This is a genomic window from Actinorugispora endophytica (assembly GCF_004363075.1).
Classification (GTDB): domain Bacteria; phylum Actinomycetota; class Actinomycetes; order Streptosporangiales; family Streptosporangiaceae; genus Actinorugispora; species Actinorugispora endophytica.
The window spans coordinates 12,916-29,308 of sequence record NZ_SNYN01000018.1 but is presented as its reverse complement, the minus strand read 5'-3'; the positions used below and the strand labels follow the sequence as shown (position 1 = coordinate 29,308).

The following is a 16,393-nucleotide window of genomic DNA, read 5'->3' as shown; positions in this document are numbered from 1 at the left end:
AAGCTGAATCGCATTTTCCCAGGAGGAACCGTGGTCGGCCGCATCGGATCGTATTTCGTCGTGCTACCGAGTGGGAGCGCTCCCGGTCTCGCGGCCGACCACTTCCCCTCCGCCGGCCGACTGGCCGATCACCCCTCGGGCGATCCCTGGATCGTCGGCTCGCTGCCCGCCGACCAGTTCACGGCCGTCGCGGTCGGGGAGCGCCGCCTGGCCGTGATCGGGCGCTGCCCGGTCGGCGCCGACGGGCTCCGGGCCGAACTCGCCGGGCTCGACGACGTCTCGGGACTCGACCGGATCGCGCGTACGCTGCCGGGCAGCTTCCACCTCGCCGCGGTCGTGGGCGGGCGGACGCGGGTCCAGGGAAGCGCCTCGGGGACGCGCCGGGTGTTCCACGCCAGAGTGGGCCCGGCCACCGTCGCCGCCGACCGCTCCGACGTGCTGGGCGGCGCCCTGGGGACCGACCCCGACCCGGCGGTCCTGGCACTGCGGATGCTCGACGCCCTTCCCCACCCCCTGGGGGAGAAGTCCGTGTGGCCCGGTGTCGAGCCGGTCCCCGCCGACCACTACCTCGAACTCGGCGAGCGCGGCGGGAGCCCCCGGCTGGTCCGGTGGTGGCATCCCCCCGAACCCGAACTCGGCCTGGCCGAGGGGGCCCGCGCGCTGCTCGACGCCCTGACCGACGCGGTGGACGCGCGCACCCGCGACGGCCTCGTGGTCAGCGCGGACCTGTCCGGCGGCCTCGACTCGACCCCGCTGTGCGCGCTGGCCGCGTCCGGCCCCGCCCGGGTCGTCGCCCTGACGATGGCCAGCGGCCTCGCCACCGACGACGACCTCCACTGGGCGCGGATCGCCCTGCGCGCCCTCCCCTCGCTCGAACACGTCGTGTACCCCGCGCGGGAGCTGCCCGGCTTCTACGCCGGCCTGTACGACGTCCCCGCGCGCATGGACGAGCCGTCCGCGGCGTTCATGAGCACCGCCCGGACCCTGGCCCGCCTCCGGCTAGCGGGCGGGCACGGCTCCCGCCTGCACATGGACGGCCTGGGCGGCGACCAGCTCCTGATCGGCGAACCGGCGCTCTACCACGACATGCTGCGGGAGCGCCCGCTCGACGCGCTGCGCCGGGTGCGCGTCCACCAGCTGCTGGGAAGGCTCCCCGCGGGCCGGACCCTGGCCTCCCTCGCCGACGGCCGGAGCCATCGGGACTGGTTCGCCGCGGCGCGCCGCGGGCTGGCCACGGGCGAACCGGTCCGCCGGTCGATGTTCGGCTGGGAGAGGCCCGTCTCGTTCGGCCCGTGGTTCACCGCCGAGGCCAGGCGGAGCGTTCTCGACCAGTTCGACGAGGCGCTGGAGTCCCTCGACTCGCTGGCCCCGACCAGGGGGCGCCACGCCGACCTGGCCGCGATCCGCGCCGGCGCCCGCGAGGTCCGGCTGATCCACCAGGCCGCCGAGCCGGGCGGCCCGGTCGGGGAGTCGCCCTTCTTCGACGACCGGGTCGTGGAGGCGTGCCTGCGGGTGCGTCCGGAGGAGCGGATGACCCCCTTCGAGTTCAAACCCCTGATGAAGGCGGCGATGGCCGGGATCCTGCCCGCCGAGTTCCTGCGCCGTCGGACCAAGACCGACGGGGCGCCGCTCGCGGCGGAGGGGTTCGGCGACCAGGACCGCAGGATCTCCCGGGTCTGGCGGGACTCCCGCCTGGCCGGACTGGGGGTGCTCGACCCGGAGTCGATATGGGAGGCGGCGTCCCGTCCGCCCTCCGTGGACAACCGCGACTGGGGTGTGGACACGACGCTCGCCGTCGAGCTGTGGCTGCGCTCCCGGGACCGGACCGGGAATGGAACCGGCGATGGGAAAGGCAGTGACTGAGGTGCGACTGCGTCCGGACGTCTCCGCGACCGACACCGACTACGGCATGGTGCTGCTGGACGGTCGGAGCGGCGGCTACTGGCAGCTCAACGACACGGGGGCCGAGATCGTCCGGCGGCTGCTCGACGGCGGGGCCCCCGACGAGGTCGTCGGGTTCCTCGTGGCCGAGTACGAGGTCGGCCGGAGCGACGCCGAACGCGACGTGCGGGAGCTCGTCGACGACCTGCTCGCCTCGGGGATGGTGATCCGGTGAGCTTCCACGTCGTGCCCGAGCGGGACGGCGTCAGGCTGTCCCCCGCCGCGAACCTGACCGCGCGCTGCGCCGTGGGCCTGGCCAGGGTCCTGTCGGGCGGATCCCCGGCCCGGATCCGATCGGTCCTGGAGCGGCTGCGGCGCGGCGCCGCGCCCGCCACCTACGCGCAGGCCAAGGCGGCCCGCGACGCGGTGCTGGCGGTCAGCCTGCGCTGCGCCGGCCCCGAGGCGTGCCTGCCCCGCTCCCTGGCGGTGGCGCTGGTGTGCAGGTCCCGCGGGGTGTGGGCGACCTGGTGCGTCGGCGTGCCCAGGCGTCCCCCGTTCGGGGCGCACGCCTGGGTCGAGGCCGACGGCCTTCCCGTCGAGGAGGGGGTGGGCCCCGACCACTACAGTCGCCTGTTCGCGGTCGACTGATCCGCGCGACCGGCCCGGAGCGGACGCCCCGTCCCGCTGGTCCCACCGGCGTCAGGACCGGCGGGACCAGCGGAGGGACGGTCCCGCGCGTCCCCGGGCCGGGCGGGAGGGGACGAGTCCGCCGACCGCCTCCGCCAGCTCCGCCGCAGCGGGCCTGCGTTCGGGGTCGGTGGCGAGGGCCGCCTCCACCAGGGGCAGCAGCATGTGCGGGGTGCCGCGCAGGTCGGCGAGGCCGTTGAGGACCCGCATCGCGGTGTCCCGCACCGTTCCGGAGCCGAAGGGGCGCCGCCCGGTCGAGGCGTAGGCGGTCATGCCGCCCCAGGCGAAGACGTCGGCGGAGGGCTGCGGCACCCGCTCGCGGAACTGCTCGGGGCTGATCCAGCCGGGGGACCCCAGGATCTCGCCGAGGCCGGCGGTGACCGGCTCCTCGACCGCCCGCGCGATGCCGAAGTCGAGCACCCGCGGCCCGTCCGGGGACAGGATGACGTTGTCGGGCTTGAGGTCGCGGTGCACGATCCCGGCCCTGTGGATGGCCACCAGCGCCTCGGCCAGGCCCGCGGTGAACTCCAGCAGGACCGCGCCCGCCATCGGGCCGTCGGCGTCGACGAGCTCGCCCAGGGTCGGTCCCGGCAGGTAGCGCATGGCCAGCCAGGGACGGGGCGCGCCGACGTCGGCGTCGACCAGGGCCGCGACGTACGCGTCGTCGACGCGGCCGAGCAGGACGGCCTCGCGGGCGAACCTGGCGCGGTGGACGGGGTCCTCGGCGAGCTCCGGGTGCGGGGTCTTGACCGCGACCAGGTCTCCCGCCGCGTCGATCGCGGTGTGGACCACGGCCGCCCCGCCCGCCCCGATCCGCTCGACGACCCGGTACCCCCCGATCTCCCCCGGGGGCGGCTCCCCCTCGGATCCCGGGCTGTTCCACACCGGGTAGGGAACCGTAGCGAACTCAGCGGAAACCGTCATCAAAGACCCCCGGAGCGCAAAAGCAGTCAGGTGTCGCCTACCGGCCGCTACTTCCCAAACCGGCTGCTTTTCTCACCTGCGCCCCGGGAAAACCGGGGGCGCCACGCCGACGCCCGGGGAGCCTCCCGCGTGGGACGGTTCGCGCACCGGTACGGCGGGCCGGCCTTCCGGCCTCGCGCCAGGCGGATCGCGGCGGGCGGGGCCGGAGGGCCGCGCGTGCCCGCCGGACGTCCGTGACGCGGCGGTTCGCGGGCCGGTCCCGCCCCCGCTCGGAATGACCACGGGCTTTCCGCCCTTCCCGGCCCCGAAACGGGCGGAAAGCCCACGACCGGCAACGAAGCCCCCGCGCCGGAGACTCCCTCAGTCCTCCGCGCGCCGCTCCAGGCGGTCCACGTCCAGCTCCGGGTCGCAGAAGAGGCCGCCCACGGTCGGGCGTTCGGGGTCGAGGTCCTCGGCGGGCGCCTCCCCCTCCCAGTCGGCGGCGAACACCTCGGCGTCGTCCTCGGGCTCGTACCCCAGGGAGCGGGCCGCCTCGAGGGACCACCAGCGGCGGGTGTTGTCCGAGACCCCCCACACCACGCGGAAGCCCGGCTCCGGCGCGGACAGGCAGGCCTCGACGAGGCGGGCGCAGTCACCGGGGGACAGCCAGGTGCCCAGCCCGTGCCGGCCGAGCGGCCGCGGGCCGCAGTAGCCGATGCGCAGGCACACGACGTCCATGCCGTAGCGGTCGGCGTATAGGCTGCCCAGCGACTCCAGGGCCGCCTTGCTCACCCCGTAGAAGGTGTCGGGACGCGGGAACAGGTGGTCGGGGGCCGCTCCCCCGGAACGGGGGTGGAAGCCCACGGCGTGGTTGGAACTGGCCAGGACCACGCGGCGCGCCCCCGCCCGGCGGGCCGCCTCCAGCACGACGTAGCCGCCGTGGACGTTGGTGTGCAGGACGTCGTCCCAGACACCCTCGGAGCTGCGCCCGGCCAGGTGGACCACGGCGTCCGCGCCGTCCGCCGCCTCGGCCATGGCCGCCGGGTCGGTGACGTCGCCGGTGACGGCCTCCTCGTCCTCACCCGGTGTCAGCGGGACGAGGTCGTGCAGCCGCAGCACCCGTCCCGGCCGGGCCATCCGGGGCCGCAGCAGGGTGCCGATCCGGCCCCCCGCACCGGTGATCAGGATCCGCTCGGTCACGGCCGCCGCCTCCCTCTGGAGTCAGGAACGCCTGGTCAGCAGGACGAACAGCGCGAACGCGATCACCGGGACGGTGAGGGCGGCCGCGATGGTGTTGAGGCCCCCGAAGCCGAAGACCGCCAGCAGGACCCCCGACAGGGCTCCGCAGGCGGCGCCGCCCGCGTTCATCAGCAGGTCGGACAGGCCCTGGGCCGCGGGGCGCTCGTCGGGGCGCAAGGCCTCGGCGAGCAGGGTGGAGGCCGAGACCAGGCCGAAGGACCAGCCCAGGCCCAGCAGGACGAGCCCGGCCGTGATCGCGGCGGGGTCGTGGCCGGACAGCGCGGAGACCGCGGCGGAGACGACCAGGATCAGCTGGCCCGCCAGGAGCACGGGGACGCGGCCGAACCGGTCGGCGAGCCAGCCGACCAGGGGGGAGAACGCGTACATCCCGGCGATGTGCAGGCTGATGGTGAGGCCGATGACGGTGAGGGCGGATCCGCCGTGCTCCATGTGGACCGGGGTCATGGTCATCACCATGACCATGACGGCGTGGCTGGCGACGATGGCGGCCAGTGCCAGCAGCGCCCTCGGCGAGGCGGCGACGACGGCGAAGGAGGCCGCCAGGCCCGTCCGGCGGGGTTCGGTGTCGCCGGGGGCTCCGGGGTCGCCGCCGTCGGCGAGGCCGCGGGCGGTCAGGAGCGGGTCGGGGCGCAGGAGGACGGCCGTCAGCAGGCCCGCGAGCACGAACGAGACCGTGGAGAAGACGAACGGGCCGAGCAGCGGTTGCAGCCCCAGTGGTCCGGCGACGAGCGCGCCCGGCCCGGTGAGGTTCGGTCCGGCCACCGAGCCGACGGTGGTGGCCCACAGCACGACCGAGAGGTCGCGGCCGCGGGTCCGGTCGGTCGCCAGGTCCGCGGCGGCGTAGCGGGACTGCAGGTTGGTGGCCGTCGCGGCGCCGAACAGGGCCATGCCGGACAGGTAGAGGGGGAAGAGGCCCGCCTGCGCGCCGGTGATCGCGACGAGTCCGCCGGCGGCGGCCGCGAACCAGCCCAGGCTGAGCGTCGGCCTGCGGCCCCGCCTGCCCGCGGCCGCCGCGAGGGGCAGCGCGAACACCGCGGCGCCCACGGTGGACATGGTGGTTGCCATCCCGGACCAGGCCTGCGATCCGGTGAGGTCCTGGGCGACCAGGCCGCCGACCGAGAACGCCGTGCCGATCCCGATGCCGCCGATGGCCTGGACCGCCATGAGGACGAGCACGGTGCGCCGCTGGATCCGCTCGGCGGCCTGCGGGGTGACGGCCCCGCCGCCGACGCGTTCGCCCATCGCCGTCATCCGCCACCGTCCATCGGACCCCCGTCGGAACTCATTCGTCCTACCTCTGCCAGAACCCAGTCTCCTGCCTCTGGAGCCCGCCGGGGAAGTGAGATCCGCGCCACCCCATTTCCCGGTGGTCTCGGCGCCGATGAAACCTCCCCTGTTCGGCGTGTCTTTACCGACCCCGCCCACCTGCGTGGATGACACTATGTGACGACCCATGTCCAGAGAGACGTGGATGCGGCGGCCGGACCGGTCGGAACACTCATTGCAGGGAGAAACCATGATCAAACGCACCAAGCCCGGCAAGGACGGGCAGGTGAAGGTCACGTTCTCGCTTCCGGAACGAGAACCGGAGGGCGCGGTGTCGGTGGTCGGCACCTTCAACCAGTGGGACCCCCACGCCCACCCCCTCAAGCCCCGCAAGAACGGCCAGCGCACCGCCGTGGTGACCGTTCCCGCCCAGAGCACGCTGCACTTCCGCTACCTGGGCGACAATGGCGTCTGGTTCGACGACTCCGAAGCCGACGCGGTAGACCCCGAGGGCAGCCGCCTGCACCTGTGACGCGCCCGGGGCCGCCCGACGGGCGGCCCCCTGACGGCGGCGCGGACCTGGTCAGCTCCCGGGGAGGGCGATCTTCACCATGACGGCGGTGCCCTCCGCGGTGATCTCGCCGTTGTGGCGGATCTCCCCCGAGACGAGCACCTTGCGGCGCTCGACGCCGGTGACCCGCGAGGTGACGGTCAGCGGGGCGTTGAGCGGGGTCGGCTTGCGGTAGTTCACGTCGAGGTTGGCGGTCAGGCTCGCACCGCCCGCCGTCGCGGCGACCTCGCCGAGCGCCTGGTCGAGCATCGCGGCGATCCAACCGCCGTGCACGAGTCCGGGCGGGCCCTCGTAGAGGCCGACGAGGGTGACCTCCCCGGACAGGCCCTCACCGTCGGGACGCAGCTCCAGCGGCGGCGCGATGGGGTTGAGCGGGCCGTTCACCACGTTGGCGACCGTCCCGTAATCGATCCGGCCGTCCGGCGCGACCTGGGAGAACATCGTGCCGAGAGGGCGGCGGCGGACGTCGAGCCGCTCACTGAGGTCGGCGACGACGCGGCTCGCGGCGGCCAGTTCGGCGGCGTCGGCCCCGGTGTGCGCGACGGTGTCGGCGAGCGTTCGGACCTGGTCGACCAGGGCCAGCAGCTCGGTGGGGAGCGCGTCCCGTTCGACCACTGTGAACCCGAAGTCGGCCGGATCGGGCAGTTCCGAGACCGGCTGTACATCGACCGTCATGGGATTCTCGTCAGACCTCTCGTCGAGATGGGGGGCGACGCGGAGCACCGTGCCCGGAAGCACATGTTACTCGCAGGTAGCTTCTCGGGGCGCACCCCCACGGCCATACCGAGTGAGACTCGGATAACACCGCGGGCACGCCGGCCACCGGAACGCGGCCTTTCGGCCGCCCCGACCCTATCCACCCTTTCCGGCGTCCCACCCCCCGGCCCCCCGCGGACCAGGCGGCCTTTCCCCTGTCCAGTGCGGTCGAGGAGGTTCCCGGAACCCCGCGGAGCCGGCGAAGAGCTCAGCGGGCGGAGGGCCCCGGGAGTCGTTTGCGCATGCCCCGGTGGGGGATCCCCGCGTCGTCGAACACCTCGCCGTGGGCGGTGTAGCCGAGCTTCTCGTAGAAGCCGAGCGCGTGGGTCTGGGCGTGCAGCTCGATCGCGCCCAGGCCGAGCCGCGCGGCCCGCTCCTCGATGGCGCGCACGATCGCCGCGCCCGCGCCCGTGCCCCGGACGTGCCGGAGGAGGGCGAGGCGGCCCAGCACCCCCTCGCCGTCGGCCACCACCAGGCGGCCCGTGCCCACCGGGACGCCGTCCAGCAGGGCCAGGAAGTGCTCGGCGGCGGAGTCGCGGACGTCCCACTCCTCCTCGATCGGGACGTTCTGCTCGGCGACGAAGACCGCGCCCCGGATGACGAAGACGGCCGAGCGCTCGGGCTCGCTCTCGGCGATGACGATTTCCAGCACGCCGACGACGATAGCCCAAACCCCCCATCTGCGAGAACGCCCCGCGCCCGGTCCTATGCTGAGGGGCATGGCAGCCGCATCGCCGGAGAAGGCGCGCTACTGGCGCCATCCCGGACTTCCCCAGGTGGACCTGCTGCGCGCCCGCTACGTCCGGCACTCCTTCGGCTGGCACACCCACGACAGCTACGTGGCCGCGGTGATCGAGTCCGGGGTCGAGGAGTACGGCTACCGGGGCGGCACCCACCGGGCGGGGCCGGGGACGCTCGCCCTGGTGGACCACGGCGAGCCGCACACCGGCCACGCCGGGGTGCCCGAGGGGTGGAGCTACCGGGTGCTGTACCCGAGCCGGGAGCTGATGGTCGAGGTGGCCGCCGAGGTCGGCATCACCGGCACCCCCTCGTACGCGGAGTCGGTCGTGGACGACCCCGGGGCCGCCGCCCGGGTGCGCGCGGCGCACCTGGCGGCCGAACGGGGCGACTCGCTGATCGCCTCCACGCTGACCCGCGCCGCGCTGGGCCTGCTGCTGCGCAGGCACGGCCGCGACCGCCCCCGGGCCGCCGCGCCGCGCCCCGCCTCCGCGCGGGCCGTGGCGCTGGCCGCCGAGACCCTGCGCGCGCGCCTCACAGACCCGCCCCGCCTGGAGGAGCTCGCCGCGGCGGCGGAGGTCTCCCCGTTCGCCCTGCTGCGCGCCTTCCGCGACGTCCACGGCCTGCCCCCGCACTCCTGGCTCACCCAGCGGCGGGTGGAGCGCGCCCGCGCCCTGCTGGCCCAGGGCGTCGCCCCCGGCGAGGTCGCCGCCCGCGTCGGCTTCGCCGACCAGGCCCACCTGACCCGCCACTTCAAGCGGAAGGTGGGGGTCCCGCCGGGCGCCTTCCAGCGGGGCGTCCTCCAGGAGCGCGGCGACCGGGAGGCGTGGCAAGGGCCCTACCGGTGCGAACCACCGCAATATCGTTCAAGACGGGACGACCCGCCGCGACTAGGTTCGCCCGTGTGAACCAATCCGCTTCCTTCTCTCCTCCACTCCCGGCCCTGCTGGGCCGACCGCCCGTCCGCGACGGCCTCGGGGTGGGGCTCGCCGTGGGGTTCTCCGGGCTGGCGTTCGGCACCTCGGCGGTGACCGCGGGGCTGTCGGTGGCGCAGGCGTGCGCGCTCAGCCTGCTGGCGTTCACCGGCGCCTCCCAGTTCGCGCTGGTCGGGGTGGTCGCCGGCGGCGGCAGCCTGGTCGCGGGCGCGCTGGGCGCGCTCCTCCTGGGCGGGCGCAACACCCTGTACGGGCTGCGGCTCGCCGACCTGCTCCAGTTCCGCGGCGCGCGGCGCGCGGCCGCCGCGCACGGGGTGATCGACGAGACCACGGCCGTCGCGCTGGCCCAGAGCGGACGCTCCGACGCGCGCGCGGGCTTCACCGCCACCTTCGTGACGCTGTTCGCGCTGTGGAACGCCACCACGCTGGTCGGCGCGCTGGCGACCGAGCGCATCGGCGACCCCGCCGTCTTCGGGCTGGACGCGGTCGGGCCCGCCATCTTCCTGGCCCTGCTGTGGCCCAGGCTCAGGGAGGGCGGGCGCACCCTGGCCGTGGCGCTGCTGGGCGCGGCGATCGCGCTGGCCGCCACCCCGTTCCTGCCGCCGGGCCTGCCGGTGCTGCTGGCCTCGGTCGCGGCGCTCGTCACCCTGTTCCCCCGCCGGACCGGTCCCGCCGGGGGAGGCGCCCGATGACGCTCTGGATCACCGTCCTGGCCACCGGTGTCGGCTGCTACCTGCTCAAGTACGCGGGGCTGGCGGCCCCCCGCAGGCTCCTGGACCACCCCCTGGTGAGCCGGTTCGCCCTCATCGTGCCGGTGGCGCTGCTGGCCGCCCTCATCGCCCTCCAGACCGTCGCCGACGGCGACCGGCTGGTCCTGGACCTGCCCAGGCTGGGCGGGCTGGTCGCGGCCGTCGTGGCGCTGCTGCTGCGCGCGCCCTTCCTCCTGGTGATCGTGGCGGCGGCCGGGACCGCGGCGGGGCTGCGCGCGCTCGGCGTCGGCTGATCGGGACCCGGCGCGGGTGGGTAGACCGGCAGCGAGCAGCCGGACCTTGCGACGACGGAAGGACCCACCCGTGCCCCACGCCCCCGCGCCCCCGACCCCAGCCGCCGAACAGGTGGTCGACGTGCTGGCCGCCGCCGGGATCCGGCGCTGCTACACCGTGCCGGGCGAGAGCTTCCTGGAACTGACCGACGCCCTGGCCCGCCGCCCCGGCATGACGCTGGTGTCCACCCGCCACGAGGGCGGCGCCGGATTCATGGCCGAGGCCGAGGCCAAACTCACCGGCGTCCCCGCGGTGGCCGCGGCCACCCGGGGCCCCGGCGCGGCGAACCTGGCGGTGGGGGTGCACACCGCCTTCCAGGACTCCACCCCGATGGTGGTCCTGCTCGGCCAGGTGGAGACCGGCCACCTGGGCCGCGAGGCGTTCCAGGAGGTGGACCTGGCCGCCTTCTACTCCCCCATCACCAAGTGGGCCACGACCGTCACCCGCGCCGACCGGCTCGCCGAGACCACCGCGCGGGCGGTCCGCACCGCCGTGTCGGGCCGCCCCGGCCCGGTGGCCCTCGTCGTGCCCGGCGACCTGTTCGGCCGGGTGGTCCCCGCCCCCGGCCCGCTCCCGCTCCCCGGCGCGGGGTCCGGCCCGGCCCTCGCCGAGGCCGACGCCCACCGGATCGCCGCCTGGTTCGCCGCCGCCGAGCGCCCGGTGATCGTCGCCGGAGGCGGCGCCCGCGGGGCCCGCTCCGCGCTCGTGGCCGCCGCCGAGCACTTCCGCGCGGGCGTCTACTCGGCGTGGCGCCGCCAGGACGTCTTCCCCAACGACCACCCCCTCTACCTGGGCCACCTGGGCCTGGGCTGCCCCCCGGGGGTGCTGGGCGCGCTGGAGGAGGCCGACGCGGTGCTGGTGGTGGGGTCGAGGCTGAGCGACGTCACCACGCAGGGCTACCGGCTGCCCCGGGACGCGTCGCCCCCCGTCGTCGCCCAGATCGACGTCGACCCCGCCCAGATCGGGGCGTCCGTCCCGATCTGGGCGGGGGTCGCGGCCGACGCCGGGAACGCGCTGCGCGCCCTGGTCGAGGCTCCGGCGACGGCGCCCGAGCGCGACTGGGGCCGCGCCCGCCGGGCGTGGGTGGACTCCACCGCCCCGCCCCTGGGCGTCCTGGAGCACCCGGGCGGGCTGCTGCACCCGTGGGCGGTCGTGGAGACCATGCGGCGCGTGCTGCCCGACGACGCCGTGGTCACCAACGACGCGGGGAACTTCGCGGCCTTCCTGCACCGGGGCTGGTGGTACCGCCGGCCCCGCACCCAGTTGGCCCCCACCAGCGGCGCGATGGGCTACGCGGTCCCGGCCGCGGTCGCCGCCAAGCTGGCGCGACCGCACCGGACGGTGGTCGCGGTGGCCGGCGACGGCGGCGCCCTGATGACCGGACAGGAGCTGGAGACCGCCGTCCGCCTGGGCCTGTCCCTCGTGGTGGTGGTCTTCCAGAACGGCCTGTACGGCACCATCGCCATGCACCAGGCCCGCGCGCTGGGCCGGACCGCCGCCGTGGACATCGGCGGCCCGCTGGACCTGGCCTCCTACGCCCGCGGCCTGGGCGCCCGCGGCGCGACCGCGCGCACCCCCGCCGAACTGGAGGAGGCCCTGGCCGCCGCGCTGGCCGCCGAGGGGCCCACGCTCGTCGACTGCCGCACGGACCCCGACGTGATCGGGCCGGGGGCGACCCTGTCGGGGCTGATGGCGGGAAAGAGGTAGGCGCGTGCCTCTTCGGTACGGGTCCCGGCTACCAAGAAAGTGGCAGTCGGGCCCGTACCGGCCCTTCTTTCCCCTGGTTTCGACGCGGCTTTCATCTGGCGGGCCGAGTATCGGCGGGAACCCCCCGCGCCGTCCCGACGTCAAGGAGCCCGTCATGACCATGGCCCCCGAGGCGCCCGCCGCCTCCCCCGCCGTCCGCGCGCCGTCCCCTCCCGGGGCGGCCCCCCGGCGCGTCCCCTCGATGGTGGAGCGGACCGTCGAACTCCAGGAGACCAAGGAGGGGGTGCTCCAGGGCCCCGACCCTCGCGCGACCGAGCGGCAGCACGCCAAGGGCAAGCTGACCGCCCGCGAGCGCGTCGACCTGCTCCTCGACGAGGGGTCCTTCGTCGAGGTGGAGGGCCTGCGCAGGCACCGCGCCACCGGCTTCGGCCTGGAGGACCGGCGCCCGCACACCGACGGCGTCGTCACCGGCTGGGGGACGGTGGACGGCCGCACCGTCTTCGTCTACGCCCACGACTTCCGCGTCTTCGGCGGCGCGCTGGGCGAGGCCCACGCCGCCAAGATCCACAAGATCATGGACCTGGCCGAGTCCGCGGGGGCTCCGCTGATCAGCCTGAACGACGGCGCGGGGGCGCGGATCCAGGAGGGCGTGACCGCGCTCGCGGGTTACGGCGGCATCTTCACCCGCAACGTGCGGACCTCCGGCGTGATCCCGCAGATCAGCGTCATGATGGGCCCGTGCGCCGGGGGCGCGGCCTACTCGCCCGCGCTCACCGACTTCGTCTTCATGGTGGACGGGACCTCCCAGATGTTCATCACCGGCCCGGACGTGGTGGAGGCGGTGACCGGCGAGCGCATCACCCAGGACGGCCTCGGGGGCGCCCGCGTGCACTCCACCGTCAGCGGGGTGGCGGCGTTCTCCCACCCCGACGAGGAGAGCTGCCTGGAGGACGTCCGCTACCTGCTGTCGTTCCTGCCCTCCAACAACCAGGAGGAGCCCCCGAGGGAGCCGACGGGCGACCGCGCCGACCGCCGCACCGAGCGGCTGCTGGACCTGGTCCCGGCCGACCCCTCGCGCCCGTACGACATGCGCGCGGTCATCGAGGAGGTCGTGGACGACGGGGAGTACCTGGAGGTCCACGCGGGATGGGCGGGCAACCTCGTCTGCGCGCTGGCCCGCATCGACGGCCAGGTGGTCGGCCTGGTCGCGAACCAGCCGATGGTCACCGCCGGGGTGCTGGACATCGACGCCTCGGAGAAGGGCGCGCGCTTCGTCAACACCTGCGACGCCTTCAACATCCCGCTGGTCACCCTGGTGGACGTGCCCGGCTTCCTGCCGGGCGCCGACCAGGAGCACAACGGGATCATCCGGCACGGCGCCAAGCTGCTGTACGCCTACTGCTCGGCCACCGTGCCACGGGTGCAGGTCATCCTGCGCAAGGCCTACGGCGGCGCGTACATCGTGATGGACTCCCGCTCGATCGGGGCGGACCTGTCCTTCGCCTGGCCCAGCAACGAGATCGCGGTGATGGGCGCCGAGGGCGCGGCCAACGTGGTGTTCCGCAGGGAGATCGCCGCCGCCGAGGACCCCGGCGTCCGCCGCGCCGAGCTGGTCGACGAGTACCGCCAGGAGCTGATGCACCCCTACTACGCCGCCGAGCGCGGGCTGGTGGACGACGTCATCGACCCGGCCGCGACGCGGGCGGTCCTGGCCCGCTCCCTGGCCGCGCTGCGCCGCAAGCAGTCGCCCGCCCCGTACCGCAAGCACGGCAACCCCCCGATGTGAGAGGCGGACCCACCATGCGGGACGTACCGTCCGACCCGCCCCGCCCGGTGTTTCGGGTGGTGCGGGGAAAGCCCGACGACGTCGAACTCGCGGTGCTCCTCGCCGTCCTGGCCGCCGCCGCGGGCGGCGCGGACGACGGCGGGGCCCCGCCTCCCCCGCTCCGCCCCGCCTGGGCCCGACCCGCCCGCTACCGCCCCCCGGCCGCGTGGGGGTGAGGCGGCCTCCCCGCCGATCGTGGCCCCTCCGGGGGCTCGACCGCTTCTGAGACCCCGGAGGGGCCACGATCGGGGGGAGGCCGGCGGTGCTCAGGCCGCCCGGGGGGAGGGGGCGCCGGTGAGGATGCGGTGGTGGAGGCCGCGCAGCTCCTCGGACGGGCCGACGCCGAGTTCGGCGTCGAGGACGGCGCACAGCTCGTGGAAGGCGCGCACCGCGTCCGCGCGGCGGCCCGAGCGTTCCAGCGCCTCGATCAGGCGCGCGTGGAACCACTCGTTGAGCGGGTGGTCCGAGACCAGTCCGCGCAGCTCGGAGACGAGTTCGCGGTGCGCGCCGAGCCGCATCTCGGCCTCGATCCGCTGCTCGACCACCTGGAGGCGCAGCTCGTCGAGCCTGCGCGCCTGGCCGCGCAGCAGCGGGCCGGCCGACGCGTTCTCCAGGGGCCGCCCCCGCCACAGCTCCAGGGCGGCGCGGGCGTTGCGGGCCGCCTCCGCGTGGCGCCCCTGCCCGAGCAGGGCGCGGCCGGTTCCGGCCATCCGGGTGAACACCTCGGAGTCGAGCCGGTGGGGTTCGGCGCGCAGCAGGTAGCCGGAGCGCCGGGTCGCGAGCAGCTCCTCGCCCCGCCGCCCGGCGGCCCCGCCCAGGAAGCGCCTCAGGTGGTAGACGTGCGTGCGCAGGGTGGTCACCGGGCGGCGGGGCGGGTCATCCTCCCAGAGCTCGTCGACGAGCGATCCGACGTCCACGGTCCGGCCGAGCCGCAGCAGCAGGACGGCCAGCAGGCTGTTGACCTTGGGCCCCCTGGGTTCGTGGACCGCTCCGTCCACGGTCATCCGCAGCCCCCCGAGCACGGAGAACCCGATCTCCACCGGCACCATCCGACTTCCCTCCCGGTGGGCGGGGGGCCGACGCCGCCCCGCCCTCGAAACGACGGCGGGAGCGTCCCGGGCGCGGCGGCCAAAGTCCGCGCCGGGACGCTCCCCTGTCAGAGCGCACGCCCTCGCGGTGTCAGTCCGCGAGCGCGGGCTCCCGGTCCTCGTCCCCGACCGCCTCCGCGTCGCCGGACTCCCGCGCCCCGGGCGGCGTGCCGCCCATGAGCGCGCCCACGGCGACGGCGCCCAGCAGCGACATGGCGGCGACGGCCCACAGCGCGACGTGCATGGCGTCGGTGTAGGCGGCTCCCGCCAGGCCGACGGCGTCGGCGGCGCCCGCGGGCGCCGCCGCGACGGCTCCCGCCATGTCGCCCTGGAGCAGCCGGTCCGTCATCGCCTGTGCGTCGCCGCCGCCCAGCTCGCCCGCCAGTCCGCTCCGGGTGACGGTCGCCAGCACGGCGCCGATGACCGCGATGGACACGGCCTCGCCGGTCAGCCGCATGGTGTTGAACATGCCCGCCGCCATCCCGGCCCGGGCCGGTTCCACCGAGGAGACGGCGGCGCCGTCCAGGATGGCCAGCGAGATGCCGAATCCGGTGCCGATGGTGAGGAGCGGCCCGGCCAGCACCGGCACGCCCAGGCCGGGCTCGATGACGGTGAGCCAGGCGCTGCCGCCCGCCACCAGGAGCATGGTCAGCACCAGCAGGACCCGCTGGGAGACGCGGCCCGCGACGAAGCCCACGAGCGTGGGGACCACCAGCGTGGGTCCCGTGAGCAGGACCAGCAGGAGTCCGGCGTGCTGGGCGCTGACCCCGTCCACGGACATGAAGTACGGCGGCAGCACGATGAGCAGCGCGACGAACCCGAAGGCCAGCAGGATCGGCATCGCGCAGATCGCCAGGAAGCGGGGCCGGCCGAACAGCGAGACGTCGAACATCGGCCGGGCGACGCGCCGCTCGATCAGCGCGAAAGCCGCCATGAGCACGACGAACAGGACCAGGGCGCCGATGACCAGCGGGTGCGTCCAGCCCAGCTGCCCCCCTTGGACCAGGGCCAGGACGAACAGCGACAGGCCCGCCGTGAAGGTGACGGCGCCGGCCCAGTCCACCCCGGCCGCGTCGGGGTCGCGCGACTCCCTGAGCAGCGGGACCGCCGCCAGCACCGGGAGCAGGACCAGGGCCGCCGCGAGGAAGAAGCCGCGCCAGCCGCCGAGCGAGGTCACCAGCACCCCGGCGACCAGGGGGCCGAAGGCCAGGCCCACCCCGATGGCGGTGCCGAAGAAGGCGAAGGCCCGCATGCGGGCCTGGCCCGTGAAGGTCTGCGCCAGGACCGCGCTGCCGCCGGTGGTCGCGGCGGCGGCGCCGATCCCGGCCAGGACCCGCGCCCCGACCAGGACGGCCGTGTCGAAGGCGAAGGCGGCCACCAGCATGGAGGCGCAGAACAGCGCGACCCCGCCCGCGAACATCCGGCGCCGGCCGGTCAGGTCGGCGAGGGAGCCGGTGATGGCCATGAAGGCGGCGAAGGTGAGGAAGAAGGCGTTGACCACCCACTGCGCCTCGGCCAGTCCCGCGTCGAGGTCCCCGCTGATGTCGGGGATCGCGACGGACGCGCCGGTGGCGGTGACCGGCACGAGCACGATCGCGCCGCACACCACCGCCAGCGTGAGCATGGGCCGGGGGCGGCGCCTGGACGGCTCCGCGACACTGGACGTCATATTCGGACCCTTCGTTAACACAGAAGACTTTTAAGGGTAAGGACCCTGATAGCTAGGGCAAGGG

Annotated in this window: 17 protein-coding genes; 10 read left to right on the top strand and 7 right to left on the bottom strand. The window is 75.2% G+C overall.

All coding sequences use genetic code 11. The features are described 5' to 3' along the window. Positions 1 to 60: 60 nt before the first annotated feature. The 3 genes from EV190_RS17570 to EV190_RS17560 are packed head-to-tail and all read left to right on the top strand — an operon-like array spanning position 61 to position 2,529. Entirely contained in the window at positions 61 to 1,863 is a 1,803-nt protein-coding gene (locus EV190_RS17570) for an asparagine synthase-related protein (protein WP_243742641.1), read from the top strand. Beyond that, positions 1,856 to 2,116, top strand: a complete 261-nt coding sequence (locus EV190_RS17565; RefSeq protein WP_243742640.1) for a lasso peptide biosynthesis PqqD family chaperone — start codon at positions 1,856 to 1,858, stop codon at positions 2,114 to 2,116. The genes EV190_RS17570 and EV190_RS17565 overlap by 8 nt, the downstream gene beginning before the upstream one ends. Continuing rightward, on the top strand, positions 2,113 to 2,529 hold the full coding sequence (locus EV190_RS17560) for a lasso peptide biosynthesis B2 protein (protein WP_133742674.1): 417 nt from the start codon (positions 2,113 to 2,115) through the stop codon (positions 2,527 to 2,529). The genes EV190_RS17565 and EV190_RS17560 overlap by 4 nt, the downstream gene beginning before the upstream one ends. Positions 2,530 to 2,580: 51 nt before the next feature. Here the strand turns inward: EV190_RS17560 and EV190_RS17555 are convergent, their stop codons facing one another. The 3 genes from EV190_RS17555 to EV190_RS17545 all read right to left on the bottom strand — a co-directional run bounded on the left by EV190_RS17555 (position 2,581) and on the right by EV190_RS17545 (position 5,982). Further along, positions 2,581 to 3,492 (bottom strand): serine/threonine-protein kinase, encoded by a 912-nt coding sequence (locus EV190_RS17555; RefSeq protein WP_133742673.1) that lies wholly within the window; start codon positions 3,490 to 3,492, stop codon positions 2,581 to 2,583. Positions 3,493 to 3,852: 360 nt separating this feature from the next. Then, positions 3,853 to 4,671: an NAD-dependent epimerase/dehydratase family protein gene (locus EV190_RS17550; protein ID WP_133742672.1), complete on the bottom strand. Its 819-nt coding sequence runs from the start codon at positions 4,669 to 4,671 to the stop codon at positions 3,853 to 3,855. Positions 4,672 to 4,692: 21 nt separating this feature from the next. Then, a complete protein-coding gene (locus tag EV190_RS17545) occupies positions 4,693 to 5,982 on the bottom strand; it encodes an MFS transporter (protein WP_133742671.1) in 1,290 nt (429 codons plus the stop codon). Positions 5,983 to 6,247: 265 nt separating this feature from the next. Here EV190_RS17545 and EV190_RS17540 point away from each other — a divergent pair, with 265 nt between their 5' ends. Further along, entirely contained in the window at positions 6,248 to 6,529 is a 282-nt protein-coding gene (locus EV190_RS17540) for an isoamylase early set domain-containing protein (RefSeq protein ID WP_133742670.1), read from the top strand. Positions 6,530 to 6,580: 51 nt separating this feature from the next. Here the strand turns inward: EV190_RS17540 and EV190_RS17535 are convergent, their stop codons facing one another. Continuing rightward, complete coding sequence (locus tag EV190_RS17535) at positions 6,581 to 7,243, bottom strand: PaaI family thioesterase (RefSeq protein WP_133742669.1); 663 nt, start codon at positions 7,241 to 7,243, stop codon at positions 6,581 to 6,583. Positions 7,244 to 7,532: 289 nt separating this feature from the next. Continuing rightward, positions 7,533 to 7,976 (bottom strand): GNAT family N-acetyltransferase, encoded by a 444-nt coding sequence (locus tag EV190_RS17530; RefSeq protein WP_243742639.1) that lies wholly within the window; start codon positions 7,974 to 7,976, stop codon positions 7,533 to 7,535. A 67-nt stretch (positions 7,977 to 8,043) separates the two neighbouring features. Between EV190_RS17530 and EV190_RS17525 the strand changes: the two genes are divergently transcribed. The 6 genes from EV190_RS17525 to EV190_RS17500 all read left to right on the top strand — a co-directional run bounded on the left by EV190_RS17525 (position 8,044) and on the right by EV190_RS17500 (position 13,748). Then, positions 8,044 to 8,970, top strand: coding sequence for a helix-turn-helix transcriptional regulator (locus tag EV190_RS17525; protein WP_133742667.1), 927 nt, complete (start codon positions 8,044 to 8,046; stop codon positions 8,968 to 8,970). Continuing rightward, complete coding sequence (locus EV190_RS17520) at positions 8,967 to 9,689, top strand: AzlC family ABC transporter permease (RefSeq protein ID WP_243742638.1); 723 nt, start codon at positions 8,967 to 8,969, stop codon at positions 9,687 to 9,689. The genes EV190_RS17525 and EV190_RS17520 overlap by 4 nt, the downstream gene beginning before the upstream one ends. Further along, positions 9,686 to 10,000, top strand: coding sequence for an AzlD domain-containing protein (locus EV190_RS17515; protein ID WP_133742666.1), 315 nt, complete (start codon positions 9,686 to 9,688; stop codon positions 9,998 to 10,000). Before EV190_RS17520 ends, EV190_RS17515 begins: the two co-directional genes overlap by 4 nt. A 70-nt stretch (positions 10,001 to 10,070) precedes the next feature. Beyond that, complete coding sequence (locus tag EV190_RS17510) at positions 10,071 to 11,747, top strand: thiamine pyrophosphate-dependent enzyme (protein WP_133742665.1); 1,677 nt, start codon at positions 10,071 to 10,073, stop codon at positions 11,745 to 11,747. 241 nt (positions 11,748 to 11,988) lie between these two features. Beyond that, complete coding sequence (locus EV190_RS17505; RefSeq protein ID WP_133742735.1) at positions 11,989 to 13,533, top strand: acyl-CoA carboxylase subunit beta; 1,545 nt, start codon at positions 11,989 to 11,991, stop codon at positions 13,531 to 13,533. Positions 13,534 to 13,547: 14 nt separating this feature from the next. Then, positions 13,548 to 13,748 (top strand): acyl-CoA carboxylase epsilon subunit, encoded by a 201-nt coding sequence (locus tag EV190_RS17500; RefSeq protein WP_133742664.1) that lies wholly within the window; start codon positions 13,548 to 13,550, stop codon positions 13,746 to 13,748. A gap of 90 nt (positions 13,749 to 13,838) precedes the next feature. Here EV190_RS17500 and EV190_RS17495 read toward each other — a convergent pair whose 3' ends face one another. Beyond that, positions 13,839 to 14,621 carry an AfsR/SARP family transcriptional regulator gene (locus tag EV190_RS17495; protein WP_133742663.1) on the bottom strand — a complete coding sequence of 261 codons (783 nt, stop codon included), beginning with the start codon at positions 14,619 to 14,621 and terminating at the stop codon, positions 13,839 to 13,841. A gap of 130 nt (positions 14,622 to 14,751) precedes the next feature. Further along, positions 14,752 to 16,329: an MFS transporter gene (locus EV190_RS17490; RefSeq protein WP_133742662.1), complete on the bottom strand. Its 1,578-nt coding sequence runs from the start codon at positions 16,327 to 16,329 to the stop codon at positions 14,752 to 14,754. Positions 16,330 to 16,393 lie beyond the last annotated feature (64 nt).